The sequence below is a fragment of the Streptomyces sp. RP5T genome (assembly GCF_003933965.1).
In the GTDB taxonomy this organism is placed as follows: domain Bacteria; phylum Actinomycetota; class Actinomycetes; order Streptomycetales; family Streptomycetaceae; genus Streptomyces.
In genome coordinates this window covers 1-17,219 of the sequence record NZ_RSAJ01000142.1, presented here as the reverse complement: position 1 = coordinate 17,219, position 17,219 = coordinate 1, and the positions used below count along the sequence as shown (strand labels likewise).

The following is a 17,219-nucleotide window of genomic DNA, read 5'->3' as shown; positions in this document are numbered from 1 at the left end:
GGCCGGACTGGGTCTGACGATGGGACTCCCCCAGTTGGCGCCCGGACGCTGTCGGCCCGTACGACGAGGACTCCGGCACACCGTAACCGCTGATGGGCGATTTGTGGACGAGTTGTGCGGGATCCACGCGGCACCGGCCTGCGGGCGCCGCCCCGGTCACCCGACGGACCGCGCTGTGGACGCCGAGGTCAACCGCCGTACACTCCCGGAGTGACCGTCACCGCAACTTCCGTGGACGAGTCGGACCGGCTGGAACCGCAGTCCGCGCCCGCCTCCCGCTGGGCCGTCCGGCTCCGCCGCCTCGTCCCGGCCGCCGCCGCGGCGCTCTCCGGAGTGCTGCTCTACGTCAGTTTCCCGCCCCGCACCCTGTGGTGGCTGGCCGTGCCCGCCTTCGCCGTCCTCGGCTGGGTGCTGCGCGGCCGTGGCTGGAAGGCGGCGTTCGGTCTCGGCTACCTCTTCGGCCTGGGATTCCTGCTGCCGCTGCTGGTGTGGACCGGTGTCGAGGTCGGTCCCGGCCCCTGGCTCGCCCTGGTGGCGATCGAGGCGATCTTCGTCGCCCTGGTCGGCGTGGGCATCGCCGCCGTCTCGAAGCTGCCCGGCGCGCCGGTGTGGGCGGCTGCCGTGTGGATCGCCGGAGAAGCGGCACGCGCGCGTGCGCCGTTCAACGGCTTCCCCTGGGGCAAGATCGCGTTCGGTCAGGCGGACGGCGTCTTCCTGCCGCTCGCCGCGGTGGGCGGCACCCCCGTGCTGGGCTTCGCCGTCGTTCTGTGCGGCTTCGGCCTGTACGAGCTCGTGCGGCTGGCCGTTGAGCGGCGGGGGACCGGTGCCGTACGGCGTCCGGCCGCGGCCGTGGCCCTGCTGAGCGTGGCCGTACCGGTCGTCGGGGCGCTCGCGGCCAGGACGCTGGTGAGCGACAAGGCCGAGGACGGCACCGTCACCGTCGCCGCCATCCAGGGCAACGTCCCGCGCGCGGGACTGGAGTTCAACGCCCAGCGCCGGGCCGTGCTCGAGTACCACGCGCGCGAGACCGAGCGGCTGGCCGCCGAGGTGAAGGCCGGCAAGATCGCGCGGCCGGACATCGTGCTGTGGCCGGAGAACTCCTCCGACGTCGACCCCTTCACCGACGCGGAAGCGGCCGCGGTCATCGAGCAGGCGGCCAGGTCCATCGGCGCACCGATCTCCGTCGGCGGCGTCGTCGAGCGCGACGGCAGGCTCTACAACGAGCAGATCCTGTGGGACCCGGTCAAGGGCCCCACCGACACCTACGACAAGCGGCAGATCCAGCCGTTCGGCGAGTACCTCCCGCTGCGCTCCCTGGTCGGCGCGATCAACAAGAACTGGACCTCCATGGTCCGCCAGGACTTCAGCCGGGGCAGCAAACCGGGCGTGTTCCGGATGGCCAACGCCAAGGTCGGGCTGGTCACCTGCTACGAGGCCGCGTTCGACTGGGCCGTGCGCTCCGAGGTCACCGACGGCGCGCAGCTCATCTCGGTGCCGAGCAACAACGCGACCTTCGACCGCAGCGAGATGACCTACCAGCAGCTCGCGATGTCCCGGGTGCGCGCCGTGGAGCACAGCCGGACCGTCACCGTGCCGGTGACCAGCGGCGTCAGCGCGATCATCATGCCGGACGGCAGGATCACCCAGAGGACCGGCATGTTCGTGGCCGACTCGCTGGTGCAGAAGGTGCCGCTGAGGTCGACGCAGACCCCGGCGACCCGCCTCGGCACCCTGCCCGAGCTGGCCCTGGTGCTGGTCGCGGCGGGCGGACTCGGCTGCGCGATCGGCGCGGGCATGCGCCGGCGTCGCGCCGAGAGCGCGTAGGCGCACCGAGGTGGTGCGTCCGGCAAGGACCGTTCGAGCAGCCCGGAGATCGCCTGGGTCGCCGGAAGATCACCTGGGCCGTCCGAAGATCGCCTGAGTCGTCAAGGCGCCGTTAGGGTCGGGGCATGGCTACTCCTGACTTCATCCGCACCCTGCGGCGTTCCATCGGCCACGACCTCCTCTGGCTGCCCGGCGTCAGCGCCATCGTCTTCGACGACGAGGGCAGGGTGCTGCTCAACCGCCGCTCGGACACCGGCAAGTGGTCGCTGCTCGGCGGCATCCCGGAACCGGGGGAGCAGCCCGCGGCCTGCGCCGTGCGCGAGGTGGAGGAGGAGACGGGGGTGCGCTGTGTCGTCGAGCGCGTCGTCGTGGTCCAGGCGCTCCGGCCCGTGACGTACGAGAACGGCGACACCTGCCAGTACATGGACATCTCGTTCCGTTGCCGGGCCGTCGGCGGCGAGGCCCGGGTGAACGACGACGAGTCCCTGGAGGTGGGGTGGTTCGCGGTGGACGCCCTGCCGGAGCTGAACGAGTTCGGGGTACAGCGGATCAAGCAGGCGCTGATAGACGCACCCACATGGTTCGACACCACGAGTTCCGAGTGAAGTATGGGGCGTGACCACATGTGGTCACGGCCGGGCGCTGCCTAGGGTCGGAGCATGACCGGCAGCAGCGCCCTGACGGGCCCCCACGCCCCCACGCTCGACCTCGGCGGCCGCACCGCCCTCGTCACCGGCGCCGCCGGCGGCATCGGCCGCGCCTGCGCGCTGCGGCTGGCGGCCGCCGGGGCCAAGGTGAGAGCGGTCGACCGGGACGCCGCCGGTCTGGAGGCGCTCGCCGAGCGCGCCGCGGGCCTCGCGGGCAGCGTCGAGCCGCGCGTCCTGGACCTCACCGACCTGGACGCCGCCGAGCACGCCGCCGCGGGCACCGACGTCCTCGTCAACAACGCAGGCATCCAACTGGTGCGCCCCATCGAGGAGTTCCCGCCCGAGGTGTTCCACACCGTGCTCACCGTGATGCTGGAGGCACCCTTCCGCCTGATCCGCGGCGCCCTGCCCCACATGTACGGCCAGGGATGGGGGCGGATCGTCAACGTGTCCTCGGTGCATGGGCTGCGCGCCTCGGCCTACAAGGCGGCCTATGTGGCCGCCAAACACGGTCTGGAGGGTCTGTCCAAGACGGCCGCCCTCGAAGGCGCCCCCCACGGTGTGACCTCGAACTGTGTGAACCCCGCCTATGTGCGCACCCCACTGGTCGAGCGGCAGATCACCGACCAGTCCCGGGCGCACGGCATCCCCGAGGAGCGGGTCGTGTCCGAGGTGCTGCTCCAGGACAGCGCGCTCAAACGGCTCATCGAGCCGGAGGAGGTCGCCGAGGCCGTGGCCTACCTGTGCGGCCCGCACGCCTCCTTCGTCACCGGCACGTCACTCGTCCTCGACGGCGGCTGGACCGCGCACTGAGCGGCACCGGACCGGAGTTTTCCACAGGCCTGACGGGGTGAGCGTGCGATGAGCAATCCTGTGGGCATGTCCAGCGATCACGCGCAGTCCGTCGAGCGCCCCGTCGGCAGTGCCGAGGCACCCTTCCTCGCACTCCTGGCCAGGGGCGCGTCCGCCGACGCCTACGAGCAGCCGGTACTGCTCGCCCGTGCCGAGGGAAGGCCGGCCGAGCGCATCGCCGCGCTGGAGGAGGCCAAGGCCGTCGCCCTGCGTGTGCGCTCCGAGCTGGAGGGCCGGCGCCGGCGGGAGGCCGAGCTGTCCGCGCTGTTCGAGACCGCCCACGACCTGGCCGGGCTCCGTGACCTGGACGCGGTGCTGCGGGCCATCGTGCAGCGCGCCCGCTCCCTGCTGGGCACGGACGTGGCCTACCTCAGCCTGAACGACCCGGAGCGGGGCGACACCTACATGCGGGTCACCGAGGGCTCGGTCGCCGCCCGTTTCCAGCAGCTGCGGCTCGGGATGGGCGAGGGGCTCGGCGGACTGGTCGCCCAGACCGCGCGCCCCTACGTCACCGACGACTACTTCAGAGACGACCGCTTCCAGCACACCCTCACCATCGACTCCGGCGTACGGGACGAGGGCCTGGTCGCCATCCTCGGCGTGCCGCTGACGCTGGGGCACCACGTCATCGGCGTGCTGTTCGCGGCGGACCGGCGTGCCCGGGTTTTCGAGCGGGAGCAGATCGCGCTCCTCGGATCCTTCGCCGCGCTGGCCGCGGCCGCCATCGACACCGCGAACCTCCTCACCGAGACCCGCTCGGCCCTGACCGAACTGGAGCGGGCCAACGAGATCATCCGGGACCGCAGCGGTGTCATCGAGCGTGCCTCCGAGGTCCACGACCGGCTCGCCGAACTGGTGCTGCGCGGCGGCGGGGTGCACGACGTGGCGGCCGCCGTCTCCGAGATCCTCGACGGCACGGTCGAATTCGCCGAGATCGCGCCCGCCGAGGCACTGGAGGCATCCCGGGCCGAAGGCCACGCCGTGCGGTACGGCGACGACTGGATCGCCGCCGTCGCCGCCGGCGGTGAGCTCCTGGGCGCACTTGTGCTGCGCGGCCACCCCGGGCTCGACCCCGTGGACCAGCGCACCCTGGAGCGGGCCGCGATGGTCACCTCGCTGCTCCTGCTGGCCAGACGTTCGGCCTCCGAGGCCGAGCAGCGGGTGCGCGGCGAGCTGCTGGACGACCTGCTCGACGCCCGTGACCGCGACCCTCGGCTGCTGCGCGAGCGGGCCGCCCGGCTGGACGCCGACCTGGACGCCACCCACGTCGTGCTGGCCGCCCGTATCGACGGGCCCGCGGCCGACGCCGACCAGGAGGCGGCCGCCCGCAGACGCCTGTGGTCCGCGGCCTCCCACCTCGCCGCCACCCGGCGCGGCCTGGCGGCCGCCCGCGACGGAGGCACGGTCCTGCTGCTGCCCCTGGCGGCCGGGGACACGGCCACCGAACTGGCCCGCCGCACCGCGGGGCACCTGGGCACGGCCGTTCACGAGGCGGTGACCGTCGGTGCCTCGGCCCCCGTCCGCGACCTCGCCGTCCACCTGGACGCCGTGGCCGCCGCCTACGAGGAGGGCCGGCGCTGCCTCGACGCGCTGCGGCTCCTGGGGCGCTCGGGCGACGGAGCCGCGGCCGAGGACTTCGGGTTCCTCGGGCTGCTCCTGGCCGGAGACCGGGACATCGCGGGCTTCGTGGACCGCACCATCGGTCAGGTGGTCGCCTACGACGACCGCCGGGGCACCGATCTGTTGCGCACCCTGGACGCCTACTTCGCCTGCGGCATGAGCCCGGTCCGCACCAAGGACGAGCTGCACGTCCACGTGAACACCGTCGCCCAGCGCCTGGAGCGGGTGGGCCGGCTGCTCGGCGAGGACTGGCTGAACCCGGCCCGCGCGCTGGAGATCCAACTCGCGCTGCGGCTGCACCGGTTGTCCGCGCAGACACGCCCCTGAGACGCTCCCGACACGCCCCGGCCCCCGTACGCAGGGGCGTACGGGGGCCGGTCGGGGGCGTGGCGGCTTCAGACGGTCCGGGCGTCCGCCGCGGGGGAGGCGCCAGCCGGCACCGGCTCGGCGTCCGGCTCGACGTCGGCCAGGTCCCGGTGCCGGGTCTCCTTGGCGACCCCTACCGCGATGACCGTCAGCACGGCGGCGGCGATGACATAGAGGGCGATCGGCGTGGAGCTGCCGTAGTCGGAGAGCAGCGCGGTGGCGATGAGCGGGGCCGGGGCGCCGGCCGCGACGGAGGCGAACTGGGCGCCGATGGAGGCACCGGAGTAGCGCATCCGGGTCGCGAACATCTCGGAGAAGAACGCCGCCTGCGGGGCGTACATGGCGCCGTGCATGACGAGACCCACGGTCACGGCGAGGATCAGGTTGCCGAAGCCGCCGGTGTCGACGAGCCGGAAGAACGGGAACATCCACAGCCCGACGCCGACCGCACCGAGCAGGTACACCGGGCGCCGGCCGACGCGGTCCGACAGGGCGCCCCAGGCGGGGATCACCGCGAAGTGCACGGCGGAGGCGATCAGGACCGAGTTGAGGGCGGTCTGCTTGGAGACGCCCGCCGAGGTGGTGGCGTAGACGAGGATGAAGGCGGTGATGACGTAGTAGCTGATGTTCTCCGCCATGCGCGCGCCCATCGCGATCAGCACGTCACGCCAGTGGTGGCGCAGCACCGAGACCAGCGGCAGCTTCTCCGCCACACCGTCCCGCACCGCCTTGCGGGCCTCCGCCCGCGCCAGCGCCTCCTTGAACACGGGCGACTCGTCGACGGACAGCCGGATCCACAGCCCGACGACCACCAGGACGCCGGAGAGCAGGAAGGGGATCCGCCAGCCCCAGGAGCCGAACGCGGCGTCCGACAGTACGGCGGTCAGCAGGGAGAGCACACCCGTGGCGAGGAGTTGGCCGGCCGGTGCGCCGGTCTGCGGCCACGAGGCCCAGAAGCCACGCCGGCGTGCGTCCCCGTGCTCGGACACGAGCAGGACGGCTCCGCCCCACTCGCCGCCGAGCGCGAAGCCCTGGACCAGGCGCAGCATCGTCAGCAGTACGGGAGCGGCCGTGCCGACGGTCGCGTGCGTCGGCAGCAGCCCGATCGCGAACGTCGCCCCGCCCATCAGCAGCAGGCTCAGGACCAGCAGTTTCTTGCGGCCGAGCCGGTCACCGTAGTGCCCGAACACCAGGGCGCCGAGCGGCCGGGCGGCGAAGCCGACGGCGTACGTGAGGAAGGACAGCAGCGTGCCGACGAGCGGGTCGGAGTCGGGAAAGAACAGCTTGTTGAAGACCAGGGCGGCCGCGGAGCCGTAGAGGAAGAAGTCGTACCACTCGATGGTGGTGCCGATGAGGCTGGCGACGACGATGCGCTTCAGGTTGTTCGGCGTCGGGGGAGCGGATGCTGCGGAGGCCATGTGCGCCACTTCCTCGTGTGCGGTGGGGACGGGTACGTGTTCGCACACCGTAGGAACGCGCACGTCGGGGGCACATGTGGCGGCGCAACATAGTTCTTGGGTGAGGTGTGCGCGCGGCCCCCATGTCTGGGGGTGGTCTGGTCGCGAGGGGTCCGGCAACGCCGGGCGAAGGCGAGGTCACGGGTGGACGTTGTTCCCATGCGCCGGGGGCGTCGGCGCGCGGCGGTGGTTCCGTCGAAGCCACCCCCGAGCCCGAACTCGTCTGCGACTCCGAAGTCGGCTCTGTGCAGGCGCAGTTGGAAGAGGGTTAAGGTCATCACGACTGATGCCGGAGGGGAAAGGGCGTTACGACGTGCCGAGTTGGGACCGCCGACTGGTGGCCGCCGGGGTGCGGGACCGTGGTCTGCGCGCGGACTACACGACCGCGGCCCGGGTCTTCGCCCGAAGGATCCTCGCCCACTACGCGGCCGTACGCCTGCTGGTGGCGCCGGCCCTGCACCCGCACGTGGTCGCGGCCTACGCCTTCCTCGCCCGTACCGACGACCTCGCCGACCAGGGGCCGCTGCAAGAGCGCCTGCCCCGCTGGGACTCCTGGGCCCACCAGGTCACCGCCGGGCTGGAGTCGGGGCACGCCGACGACCCCGTCCTGCGGGCTTTCCTCCACACCGTGGCCGTACGGCGGCTGCCGCACCACTGGGTGCACACCTACCTCAAGGCCACCACCGAGGAGCTGCACTTCACCGGCCACGCCACCGAAGCCGACTTCCAGCGCTACGTCGACAACCTCGCCCTGCCGGCCCTGATGCTGATCGAGGACCTGCAGTACGAGGGCGGCGGTGACGAGGTCTTCCGGTCCCGTTGCCGGTCGTTCGCCGAAGGGCTGCAGCGTCTGGACTTCCTGACCGACCTCACCGACGACCTGACCGAAGGGCGCCTCTACCTGCCGCAGGAGGACCTGGACCGTTTCGGAGTCACCCGCGCCGACCTCGAACTGGGCCAGGACACGGCAGGAGTGGCGGAGTTGGTGGCGCTGACCTGCCGTAGGACCAGGAAGTCGCTCACCGATTCGCGAGCTCTCCTGGACTCCACCTCTCCCGGATTCCGTCCGTTGCAGCGGGCTCTGCTGGATCTGGCGGAGCATCAGCTGTCCCGTGTGGAGGGGTCCGGGACCTCCGTCACGCGGCAGGCGGTGGGGTACGGCATCCGCGTACCGCTCGCCGTCCTGTTCCGCGAGAGGCGTCGGCTCCGGGCCGGGACGGCTGCGGACGCGTGACGGCTCGGGGCCCGAGGCATCGACTGCTTACTTCTACAGTGATGTAGATTTTACTTCGGGTCCGGCTGACGGGACCGCAAACGACCGCGTGTGAAGGGGAGAAGCATGAGTGTTTCGCTGGCCAAGGGTGGCAACGTCTCGCTGAGCAAGGAGGCGCCGGGCCTGACCGCCGTCCTGGTCGGCCTGGGCTGGGACGTGCGCACGACCACCGGCGCCGACTTCGACCTCGACGCCTCCGCCCTGCTCCTGGACGCGTCCGGCAAGGTCGTCTCCGATCGGCACTTCGTCTTCTACAACAACCTGACCAGCCCTGACGGTTCGGTCGAGCACACCGGTGACAACCTCACCGGTGAAGGTGAGGGCGACGACGAGAGCATCAAGGTGAACCTCGCCTCCGTACCCGCCGAGGTCGACCGGATCGTCTTCCCGGTGTCGATCCACGACGCCGACGCGCGCGGCCAGAGCTTCGGCCAGGTGCGCAACGCCTTCATCCGCGTGGTGAACCAGGCCGGCGGCACCGAACTCGCCCGGTACGACCTGTCGGAGGACGCGTCGAGCGAGACCGCGATGGTCTTCGGTGAGCTGTACCGCAACGGCACGGAGTGGAAGTTCCGCGCGGTGGGCCAGGGCTACGCGTCCGGTCTCGCGGGCATTGCCTCCGACTTCGGCGTCAACGTCTGAGAGCGCGGCGGAACCGGCGGATCTGAGGAGGGTGTTGCGTCTCCGGCCCTCGGTCGCGGGGACGTTCACCCGCCTCTCCGTGAGGACCGCGAGAGAGACGCTCGCGCCGTCTGCCCCGGGCGGCGAACTCACCTGTCAGTACCGTGAGTTGCCGAACAGCAGGCGATAGCCGATCAGCAGTACCAGGGAGCCGCCGATCGCCGCACCCCAGGTGTAGAGGTCGAAGAAGTGGTTCTCCACCGGGCGGTCCAGGAAGCGTGCGGAGAGCCAGCCGCCGACGAAGGCTCCCGCGACCCCGATGAGGGTGGTGCCGATCAGGCCGCCCGGGTCGCGGCCGGGCAGCAGGATCTTGGCGATGGCCCCGGCGAGCAGACCCAGAATGATCCAGCCGATGATGCCCACGTGGTAGTCCTCCAGTCGGGTCGGGCCGCGCGGAGTCCGCCCGGCTCCGACGCTTCGGTTGCCTGATTGCGCAAGCCTATGGAACGGCGTGGGTGCGCGGCGGGGTTCACGGGGTGCTGATGGCAAGTCGTCGACGTTCTTTCACGGGCTTATTACATTGCGTAGTACGTTGCGCAATCAATGAAGTGGAGGCGCCCTCGTCGGCCCCGGGCCGCACCCTTACACTGAGGCAGCACATGTGTGTCGACAGTGACCGGGGCGTGGCAGGAGGGGACCGTGGCGACACTCGGAGGTGGCTTCGAGGACCCGTCGGCGGAGGTGCTCGCCGAGGCGGCCGCCGTGTTCGGGCTCCTCGCCTCCTCCGCGCGACTGCACATCATGTGGGCGCTGTCCCAGGGCGAGAGCGACGTCACCCGCCTCGCCGACCGGGTCGGCGGCGCGCTGCCCGCGGTCAGCCAGCACCTGGCGAAGCTGAAGCTCGCGGGGCTCGTACGGTCCCGCCGCGAGGGCCGTCGGCAGGTGTACTACGTCGACGACCCCGACATCGTGACCGTGGTCCGCGTCATGGTCGGCCAGCTGACCGCCCGTACCGTCCCGGTCGCCGCGAACGGCACTACCGCACGCGGCTCCTAGTGCAGGGGGGACCTCTCCAGTGCGTAGCGGTCCCTGTGTGACGGCGTGCGTGGCCCCGGGCGAGAGCTGAAGTCTCCACGAGGTTGCCGCGTTCCTCCATGAGATCTCTCACCCGTGAAATTGCGCCGGGGTCCGTGCTGGCCGGGCCAGGGGTTTGTTAGATTGCGCAACTACGCAACCTAGGCGAAGTTCCCGCTTGGCCTGCCAGTACACCGCCGCGCACGCCCGGCCGCCCCCTCCATGGCCCGGCCTGAGAGGCCCGACCGTTTCGTGGGAGTGGTAGATGAGCGACCGGTGGGACGGCCCGGGCGGTCAGGCCACACGCGACCACACCGGCCACGTGCCGGGACAGCGGCAGGGTGAGACCGGCGGACCGCCACGCTCCGGTGGCCGGGCCGCGGCGCGGGAGGCCGCCCGTTCGCACGGCGGCGGGCGAGCGCGTCGCCGGGCCCGACCGGTCCGGCGCGGCAGGCGGGTGCTGCGGATCGCCGGGATATGTCTGGCGCTCCTCGTCCTGGGCACGGCCGGGGTCGGCTGGTGGTTCTACCAGCACCTCAACGGCAACATCAACAGCGTCGCGCTCGACGGCAAGGGCGGCTCGGAGAAGGCCGACGCCTTCGGCCGGACCCCGATCAACATCCTGGTCATGGGCTCGGACGGCCGGACCAGCAAGGCGGACTGCAAGCTGGGCGGCGGCTGCTCCCAGACCGGTGTGCAGAGCGGGAACGGCAACGCGGACGTGCAGATGGTGGTGCACATATCCGCGGACCGCTCCAACGCCACCGTCATGAGCATCCCCCGCGACACCATGGTCGACGTCCCGGCCTGCAAGGACAGCGAGAGCGGCCAGTCCACGCCCGGCTACTACGGCCAGATCAACAGCGCGCTGCGCTACGGCCCCGCCTGCCAGGTCGCCACCATCCACCAGCTCACCGGCATCCCCATCGACCACTTCGTCAAGCTCGACTTCTCCGGCGTGGTCAAGATGTCCGACGCGGTCGGCGGTGTGTCCGTGTGCGTCGACAACAACGTGTACGACACCTACTCGCACCTGAAACTGTCCCGGGGCGACCACACCCTCAAGGGCGAGGCGGCCCTGGAGTTCGTGCGCTCCCGGCACGGATTCGGAGACGGCAGCGACCTCGGCCGTACCGTCTCCCAGCACATCTTCCTCAGCGCGATGATCCGCAAGTTCAAGAGCGCGGGCACGCTCACCGACCCCACCGCGGTCTACGACCTCGCGGACGCCGCCACCAAGGCGCTCACCGTGGACGACGGCCTGGGCAGCGTCAAGAAGCTGATCGGTCTCGCGGCAGACGTGAACAAGGTCCCCACCAAGCGGATGACCTTCACCACGATGCAGACCGCCGCGGATCCTGGCGACGCCAACCGGGTGGTGGTGGGCCCGGGAGCCAAGGCCCTCTTCTCCAGCATCGCCGACGACCAGGCGCTGTCCGGTTCCGGCAAGAAGTCGTCGGGGTCCCCCGCGACGGCCGCGGCCAAGGCGGTGCCGGCCTCCCGGATCGCCGTGACCGTCGAGAACGGCACCGAGATCACCGGCCGTGCCTCCGCCGTCGCGAACGCGCTCACCGGCCAGGGCTTCAGCTCCGCCACGACCACCGCCAACGCGCCGAGCCCGGCGGCGACCACCACCCTCACCTACGGCACCGGCCAGAAGGGCGAGGCCCAGACGGCCGCCAAGGCGCTCGGACTGCCCGCCTCGCACCTCAAGGCGGGTACCGGTACCGGCCTGACCCTGGTGATCGGCGGCGACTGGGCGAGCGGCACCACGTTCCCCGGTGGCGCGTCCTCGCCCGCGCCCGCCGACACCAAGGCCGCGGTCTCCAACGCCCACGCCCAGACCGCCGACGAGGCCAAGAAGTGCGCCCAGGTCAGCCCCTACAGGACGGTCTCGCTCAACGGGGTCCCCATGACACCGGAGCAGGCGTACGCGGCGGCGAGCGACAAGAAGGACTCCGACGAGTGAGGCGGGAACCGGAGCGTTGGTTGTACAGTTGCGCAAGCTGGCAACAATGAGCGTAGAGAAGGGACGTGCGGCATGCTGCGCAACGGACTGGAGCCCTGGCACCTGCTGATCGTGGCGATCATGATCATCCTGCTGTTCGGCTCCAAGAAGCTGCCCGAGGCGGCCCGCGGGCTCGGCAAGTCGATGCGAATCCTCAAGAGCGAGGCCACGGCCATGAAGGAGGACGGCACCGCCCCGAGCACCGCCCCGAGCACCGCCCAGACCACCGCCGCCCCGGTCGCGCAGCGGACGAACGAGGGCGACCCGGTCCGCTGAACTCCCTTAGCCTGACGGCCCGCTGAACGGCCCACCCGGGCCGGTCCGGTGACCGGACAGCGACCACGGCCCTCCCCGGCTGGCCTCAACTGGGAGAGTCCGCCCCCGTCGCCGTAAGCTCCCGCCCATGAGTGAGGCAGACGAGGGTCCCGGCAGACGAGTCGTCGACGGGCGCTTCGAGTTGGAGGCCCGTCTCGGCGGCGGCGGGATGGGCACGGTCTGGCGGGCCAGGGACCTGGTCCTGCACAGGATGGTCGCGGTCAAGGAGGTCCGCCCACCCGACCGGGACCTCGCCGAGTACGACCCGGACGGCGCGCGGACGCTGCGCGAGCGGGTGCTGCGCGAGGCGCGGGCCCTGGCCCGTATCGACCATCCGAACGTCGTCACCGTGCACCACATCGTCGACGGCGGCGAGGGCACGTACCCCTGGATCGTCATGGAGCTGGTCAGTGGCGGCTCCCTCGCCGACCGGCTCAACCAGGGCCCCATGCCACCGGCCGAGGCGGCGCGGATCGGCCGGGGTGTCCTCGCGGCGCTCGCCGCCGCGCACGACGCCGGCATCCAGCACCGGGACGTCAAACCCGCCAACGTCCTGCTCAGGTCCGACGGACGCCCCGTCCTCACCGACTTCGGCATCGCCGCGATCCGCGAGACCACCAGCCTCACCGCCACCGGCTCCATCATCGGCACACCCGACTTCATGGCACCCGAACGGATCTCGGGCCACGAGGGCGGATCCGCCTCGGACCTGTGGTCGCTCGCGATGATGCTGTACGCCGCCGTGGAGGGCCACCACCCGCTGCGCCGCGGCAGCACCCTCGCCACCCTCGCCGCCGTCCTCAACGAGGAGGTACCGCCGCCGGTGCGGGCCGGGGCCCTCGGTGACGTTCTGATGAGCGTGCTCGTACGGGATCCGGCGGCGCGGCCGTCGGCCGACCTGCTGGACCGGCGGCTGGCGGAGATCGAGTCGGGGCGGAACGGGCCGGTGACCGCGTGGCAGCAGCCCACTTCCTACCCGCTGAACCCGCCGCCCGCCGCGACGACACCCTCGTATCCGGGCGGCCACGCCCCGTCCACCACCCCCGTCGGGGGCGCCGTCGCCGGATTCGGGCCGCCGCCCGTCCTCATCGGGCCCGGTCAGCCGGTGACCTCGCCCGTCCGGGCGGGCGGCAGGAACAAGTCCGGACCGGCGGCCGTCCTCGCCGTGTCGGGAGCCTCGCTCGCGGGCGTGCTGGTCCTGCTGTGGTGGCTGGTGCCCTTCGGCGGCGACTCGCGCGGTACGGACGGCGCGGCGGACGGCGGCGCCTCCTCCTCCGCCGTCACCGCTCCGGGCTCCACCGGCACCCCGGCCGCGAGCCCGGCGGCCCGGCAGCCGAAGGGCACGACGACGACCCTGCTCACCCCCGACGGCATCCGCACCGCCATCAAGGCGCTGAAGCAGGAGACCGGCCGGGACAGGTTCGGCGACTTCTCCGTCTACGACGACTTCGTGTCGGCCGAGGTGATGGTCGACGGCAGCGACAGCAAGTACGACACCTACACCTACCGCCTGGGCCGGGGCGTGGAGAAGGGCATCATCAAGGGCACCCTGTCCGGCGGCGACCAGCCCTTCCGCCTCGACGGCTTCGACTGGGACAAGGTGCCCGCGCTTCTCGAAGAGGCCGGTAAGAAGCTCAACGTCGACGACCCGCAAACCCGTTACATCCTGGTCAGGCAGCCCAACGAAACCTTCGACACCCCCCTCGGCATGGCCGTCTACCTGAGCAACGAGTACAGCCAGTCCGGCTATCTGGAGGCGAACACCAAGGGCAAGGTGACCCGTGTCATGCCCGCGCAGGACTGAGAGCCACGGGTGTCCACGGGGCCTCTCAGAGGCGGATGACGACCAGGGCGGTGTCGTCGGCGTTGCCGGTGGGCGGGAGCAGGTCCGTCAGGAGGGCGTCGGCCAGCTCCTCGGGCCCGGCGTGACGGTGGCGGGCGAGCGCGTCCGTGAGACGGGCCAGGCCGGTGTCGATGTCCTCGGTACGGTGTTCGACCAGACCGTCGGTGTAGAGGACGAGCGTGGCCCCCTCCTCGAAGGGCGTGGTCGCCTGCGGGCGAGTGGCGTGTTCGGGACTGGCGCCGAGCGGCGGGTCCGTGGCCCCGTCCAGGAAGGACACCGTTCCGTCGGGGTGCAGCAGGGCGGGTGGGAGGTGGCCCGCGCAGCTGTAGGTGAGGGTGTGGTCGTCCCAGTCGATGAAGGCCGTCGCGGCCGTGGTCGACTCGGCGCCTTCGACGGAGCGGGCGTACAGCCCGAGGGCCTCCAGCGCCCGGGCGGGCCCCTCGGCGACGCGGGTGGCGGCGCTCAGCGCACTGCGCAGCTGGCCCATGACGCAGGCGGCGGCCAGACCGTGGCCCACCACGTCACCGACGGCGACCGCGAAGCGCTCGCCGGGCAGATCGACGAGGTCGTACCAGTCACCGCACACGTTCAGGGTGCCCACGGCGGGCCGGTAGCGGACCGCCGCATGGTGGTCGCCCAGGGGTCCGGGGGCGGGCAGCAGGGCCTCCTGAAGGGCCAGCGCGACCTCCCGCTCGCGGGCGTGGGCCTGGCGCAGGCGTTCGTTCACCTCCTGGAGCTCGCGGGCCCGGGTGTACAGCTCGGCCTCCAGGACGCGGGCCCGGCTGTCGCCGCCCGGCCCGCCGCGGGCACGGATGAGCTCGGTGACCTCCTCCACCCGGTGCACGAGCAGGGTCACCTTCCCGTCGGGGCTGAGGACGGGGGCGTTGACCGGGCTCCAGAAGTGCTCCTGCCAGTGGCCGGGCCGCTGGGGGTCCTCGATGTCGTAGCGGACCACCGCCATGGTGTCGCGCTCGCCGGTGGCCACCGCGCGCAGCATCGACTCCCGCGTCTCCCGCATCCCTGCCGAGTCCGGGTCATTAGGGTTCTCGGGGAAGACGTCGAAGATGTAGCGGCCCAGCAGCTGCTCACGGGCGCGACCGGTCAGGCGTACGAAGTCGTCGTTGACGTCGATGTACACCAGATCGGGTGTCAGCAACGCCACCACGCCGGGCAGGGCCCGGAACACCGCCGCATAGTCGATCCGCGGTTTCCTCATGTGCAGCCTGCCTCGACACGAGCCATCATGATGTGATTTTCCACGATAGAGGGGAACACACCGCCGCCTCGACAGATAGCGTCATCAGGCGGCAGGGAAGGACCCGGTTCTCCCTGGTACGGATCCGTCGCGGGCACGGCCCCGCGGCCGGTCGCCCGACTTCCGGAAGGCCCACTCGCATGCGTTACGCAGTCCTCGGCACCGGCATCGTCGGCCGGACGATCGCCGGCAAGCTCGCCTCCCTCGGCCATGAGGTCGTCGTCGGCACCCGCGACCCGAAGGCCACCCTCGCCCGTACCGAACCCGACGGCATGGGCAATCCGCCGTTCGCCCAGTGGCACGCCGACCACGGCCAGGTGCGGCTGGAGACCTTCGCGGAGGCGGCCTCCTTCGCCGACACGGTCGTCAACACCACCGCCGGCGAACAGAGCCTCAACGCCTTGCAGGCGGCGGGCGCGGCCAACCTGAGCGGGAAGGTCCTGATCGACGTGGCCAACCCGCTGGACTTCTCCGCGGGGATGCCGCCGACGCTGGACCCGGTCAACACCGACAGCCTCGGAGAGCGCATCCAGCGCGCGTTTCCCGAGGCCAAGGTCGTCAAGACCCTCAACACCATGAACTGCCTCGTCATGGTGGACCCGGCCCGGGTACCGGGGGAGCACACCGTCTTCGTCGGCGGCGACGACACCGGGGCCAAGAAGGCCGTCACCGCGCTGCTGGGCTCCTTCGGCTGGCCCGAGGCGAGCGTCATCGACCTGGGCGACATCACCTCCGCCCGCGGCACGGAGATGCTCCTGCCGATCTGGCTGCGCCTGTACGGCACGCTCGGCCACGGCGACTTCAACTTCCACGTCCAGGGGGCCCGGACCGGAGGCTGAGGCCGGGGAGGGGCCGACGAGAACGTCGCCTAGGCCCTGTGGGCCGAGGACGAGCGCATCGACCTCTCCGACGTGGTCGCCGACGACGCCCTGCCGTCCGTTTCACCGCGGTCGCCGACGCCCCGCACTTCGCGTGGTTCAGCGCTCGACGAAGAACGCGAGGTGGTCCGGCGTCGGGCGCAACAGGCCGTCGCGGACGGCGAGGGCCGTGGCCTCGGCGCGGGAGGCGGCGCCCGTCTTGCGGAGCAGGTGCTCGATGTGGCTGTGCACGGTCCGCGGGGACAGGAACAGCGCCTGCGCGATGGCCTGGTTGGTCTGACCGGTCGCCGCCCTGGTGAGGACCTCCAGCTCGCGGGGACTGAGGCCGTACGGCAGCTCGGTCGGCGTCTCGTGGACCAGTACCGCGTCCGCGGGGAGCGCCGCGTCCGGTCGGTGGCGGTGGAGGGTGACTCGGTGCCAGACGCCGTCGAGCGGCCACAGCAACCGCAGCCGGTGGCCGTTCGTGTCGGCGAAGGCGCGGAGCAGGACGCCGAACTCCGCGTCACCGAGGCTCCGGGCGCGGTCACGGCCGGGCAGGTCGACCGTCGCGTCGGCGGTCACGAGGCCTGCCGCGCCGCATTCGGGCAGGCCGTACGCGTCACCGGCGCGGGCGACCGGGTCGGCCAGTGCCGCAAGGGCCGGGATGACGGAGGCGAGCAGGTGACGCGCCTCGCTGTCGTAGGCGCCGGCACTCTCGGTGCTGAGGTGGACCAGGCCGACGAGGCGGTCGCGGTGCCGCAGCGCTCCGGTGAGCCCGTCGCGGAAACCCGCGGGGCGGACCCGCTCGGCGTAGAACCAGCCCTGGCGGAACCGGGGAACGAGTTCCTCCGGATCCCCGGCGTCCTCGGAGATGGACGGCGGGAGCTCCTGCCCTACGACATTGCGGTACCACGGCGTCGTGACGAACTCGGCGGCCAGGGCGTCGGAGGTCTCGGCGGTGTACCCGATACCCGCGACCTGGACGTGGGCTCCGCTCAGAGGATCGATGGCCAGGAGTGTCGCGGCGTCGAGCGGCAGGGCACGGGCGAGCTCCCGCAGGGCCTGGTCACACGCGGAAGCGGTGTCGCGTTCACGGGTGAGCATGCCTATACGGGTGGCCGCCGCGATCTGGTGATGGCTGAGCATACGAGCCTCCGGGGAGCGGCTCGGGGACATGGGGGTCGTTTGGGGCCCAACGATATGTGGG

General features: G+C 71.7%; 15 protein-coding genes. 11 read left to right on the top strand and 4 right to left on the bottom strand.

Features of this window, described 5'->3' with window-relative positions:
• The first annotated feature begins 210 nt into the window (after positions 1-210).
• The 4 genes from lnt (at position 211) to EHS43_RS17275 (ending at position 5,270) form a co-directional block, all read left to right on the top strand.
• Entirely contained in the window at positions 211-1,824 is a 1,614-nt protein-coding gene (gene lnt / locus EHS43_RS17290) for an apolipoprotein N-acyltransferase (protein WP_125191665.1), read from the top strand.
• Positions 1,825-1,949: 125 nt separating this feature from the next.
• Positions 1,950-2,429: an NUDIX domain-containing protein gene (locus EHS43_RS17285; RefSeq protein WP_125191664.1), complete on the top strand. Its 480-nt coding sequence runs from the start codon at positions 1,950-1,952 to the stop codon at positions 2,427-2,429.
• A 54-nt stretch (positions 2,430-2,483) separates the two neighbouring features.
• Positions 2,484-3,284 (top strand): 3-hydroxybutyrate dehydrogenase, encoded by an 801-nt coding sequence (locus EHS43_RS17280; protein ID WP_125191663.1) that lies wholly within the window; start codon positions 2,484-2,486, stop codon positions 3,282-3,284.
• Positions 3,285-3,350: 66 nt separating this feature from the next.
• Positions 3,351-5,270 (top strand): GAF domain-containing protein, encoded by a 1,920-nt coding sequence (locus tag EHS43_RS17275; RefSeq protein ID WP_125191662.1) that lies wholly within the window; start codon positions 3,351-3,353, stop codon positions 5,268-5,270.
• 68 nt (positions 5,271-5,338) lie between these two features.
• On the opposite strand, the gene EHS43_RS17270 is transcribed toward EHS43_RS17275, so the two are convergent.
• Positions 5,339-6,727 carry an MFS transporter gene (locus tag EHS43_RS17270; RefSeq protein ID WP_125191661.1) on the bottom strand — a complete coding sequence of 463 codons (1,389 nt, stop codon included), beginning with the start codon at positions 6,725-6,727 and terminating at the stop codon, positions 5,339-5,341.
• A 325-nt stretch (positions 6,728-7,052) separates the two neighbouring features.
• Here EHS43_RS17270 and EHS43_RS17265 point away from each other — a divergent pair, with 325 nt between their 5' ends.
• Both EHS43_RS17265 and EHS43_RS17260 read left to right on the top strand, forming a co-directional pair.
• On the top strand, positions 7,053-8,000 hold the full coding sequence (locus EHS43_RS17265) for a squalene/phytoene synthase family protein (protein ID WP_185806286.1): 948 nt from the start codon (positions 7,053-7,055) through the stop codon (positions 7,998-8,000).
• Between the two features lie 105 nt (positions 8,001-8,105).
• Positions 8,106-8,681 (top strand): TerD family protein, encoded by a 576-nt coding sequence (locus tag EHS43_RS17260; RefSeq protein ID WP_125191659.1) that lies wholly within the window; start codon positions 8,106-8,108, stop codon positions 8,679-8,681.
• Positions 8,682-8,816: 135 nt separating this feature from the next.
• On the opposite strand, the gene EHS43_RS17255 is transcribed toward EHS43_RS17260, so the two are convergent.
• Positions 8,817-9,083: a GlsB/YeaQ/YmgE family stress response membrane protein gene (locus tag EHS43_RS17255; protein WP_125191658.1), complete on the bottom strand. Its 267-nt coding sequence runs from the start codon at positions 9,081-9,083 to the stop codon at positions 8,817-8,819.
• 276 nt (positions 9,084-9,359) lie between these two features.
• Between EHS43_RS17255 and EHS43_RS17250 the strand changes: the two genes are divergently transcribed.
• From EHS43_RS17250 to EHS43_RS17235, 4 genes are all read left to right on the top strand, one after another.
• Positions 9,360-9,716 (top strand): metalloregulator ArsR/SmtB family transcription factor, encoded by a 357-nt coding sequence (locus tag EHS43_RS17250; RefSeq protein WP_125191657.1) that lies wholly within the window; start codon positions 9,360-9,362, stop codon positions 9,714-9,716.
• Positions 9,717-9,999: 283 nt separating this feature from the next.
• Positions 10,000-11,703 (top strand): LCP family protein, encoded by a 1,704-nt coding sequence (locus EHS43_RS17245; RefSeq protein ID WP_260470573.1) that lies wholly within the window; start codon positions 10,000-10,002, stop codon positions 11,701-11,703.
• 72 nt (positions 11,704-11,775) lie between these two features.
• Complete coding sequence (gene tatA, locus EHS43_RS17240; protein WP_125191656.1) at positions 11,776-12,018, top strand: Sec-independent protein translocase subunit TatA; 243 nt, start codon at positions 11,776-11,778, stop codon at positions 12,016-12,018.
• A 127-nt stretch (positions 12,019-12,145) separates the two neighbouring features.
• On the top strand, positions 12,146-13,861 hold the full coding sequence (locus EHS43_RS17235; protein ID WP_125191655.1) for a serine/threonine-protein kinase: 1,716 nt from the start codon (positions 12,146-12,148) through the stop codon (positions 13,859-13,861).
• A 25-nt stretch (positions 13,862-13,886) separates the two neighbouring features.
• Here EHS43_RS17235 and EHS43_RS17230 read toward each other — a convergent pair whose 3' ends face one another.
• Positions 13,887-15,116 (bottom strand): PP2C family protein-serine/threonine phosphatase, encoded by a 1,230-nt coding sequence (locus EHS43_RS17230; protein ID WP_125191654.1) that lies wholly within the window; start codon positions 15,114-15,116, stop codon positions 13,887-13,889.
• A gap of 179 nt (positions 15,117-15,295) precedes the next feature.
• Here EHS43_RS17230 and EHS43_RS17225 point away from each other — a divergent pair, with 179 nt between their 5' ends.
• Positions 15,296-15,994 (top strand): NADPH-dependent F420 reductase, encoded by a 699-nt coding sequence (locus tag EHS43_RS17225; RefSeq protein ID WP_125191653.1) that lies wholly within the window; start codon positions 15,296-15,298, stop codon positions 15,992-15,994.
• A gap of 138 nt (positions 15,995-16,132) precedes the next feature.
• Here EHS43_RS17225 and EHS43_RS17220 read toward each other — a convergent pair whose 3' ends face one another.
• Positions 16,133-17,158, bottom strand: coding sequence for a LuxR family transcriptional regulator (locus EHS43_RS17220; RefSeq protein ID WP_125191652.1), 1,026 nt, complete (start codon positions 17,156-17,158; stop codon positions 16,133-16,135).
• Positions 17,159-17,219: the final 61 nt, after the last annotated feature.